The sequence below is a fragment of the Pseudomonas sp. CM25 genome (assembly GCF_013179705.1).
In the GTDB taxonomy this organism is placed as follows: Bacteria; Pseudomonadota; Gammaproteobacteria; order Pseudomonadales; family Pseudomonadaceae; genus Aquipseudomonas.
In genome coordinates, this window is sequence record NZ_JABMCW010000674.1 from 1 (window position 1) to 1,056 (window position 1,056).

The following is a 1,056-nucleotide window of genomic DNA, read 5'->3' on the forward strand; positions in this document are numbered from 1 at the left end:
CCTCGGGCGGTGTGCGACACCAACAAGGCCTACGACAAGCTCGATCTGGTTACTCTGCCTGATGACTACTTGCCGCGTACCAACTACCTCCCCGCCTGTGACTCCGTCACCTACCGCGACCGTACCCCGCGCGTAAATTGGGTTGAGGAGGGTGAGCATAGGGAGCGGTTAGTGACGGAGTATTATCGTCTGGCTTATCGTGGGATGCTGTCTCAGTCCGGTGAGCGCACCATGATTTCCATGGTCGTGATGCCTGGAGCGGCACACATCCATGGTGTTCAAACGACTAGTTTTAAATCGCAGGATTTACTGCTCCGTCAGGCCGCGACAACCATCTCAATTCTCGGTGATTTTTATGTGAAGTCCACTGGCCGAAGTAATTTGATGGCGACATGGGCTGCGCTGCCTCTGGTGGAACTGCTACCTTCGATTGCCTCTCGTGTTCTCTCGCTTCATTGTGTCACCAACCACTACGCTGACCTCTGGAAGTCCAATTGGCAAGGCGGTTTCCGCCAGCAATGCTGGGCCATTCGCGAGCCCTTTACCGCGCTGCCGCAGGATTTCTTTGCCAAACTCACCCCCGAGTGGCAGCGCCATGACGCGTTGCGCACTGACTACGCCCGCCGTCAGGCATTGATAGAAATCGATGTTCTTGTCGCCCAAGCGTTCAGCCTGACCCTGGAAGAGCTGCTCACAATCTACCGGGTGCAGTTCCCGGTCATGCGCCAGTACGAAGCCGATACCTGGTATGACCAGACCGGCCGCATCGTCTTCACGCCCAGCAAAGGGCTGGTCGGTGTCGGCTTGCCTAGAAAATCTCGTAAAAGTGACTTGGTCGAAGGCACCCACTACTCGGTCGAATCTCCGGCCTTCAATGCTAACGACATCGCCCTCGGCTGGGAGGATATCCAGCACTTGACCCAAGGTGTTGTACGCAAAACCTATCAGGACGACACCCTGCCTAATGGTCCCTGGGAAACCACAATCACTTACTACGCCCCGTTCTTTAAACCTGATCGGGAAGAAGACTACCGGGTGGCTTGGGCCATTTTTGAG

At 55.9% G+C, this 1,056-nt stretch carries 1 pseudogene; it reads left to right on the forward strand.

What is annotated here, in order from left to right:
• A pseudogene (locus HP546_RS30585) lies at window positions 1–1,056 on the forward strand (class I SAM-dependent DNA methyltransferase); the annotation flags it as partial.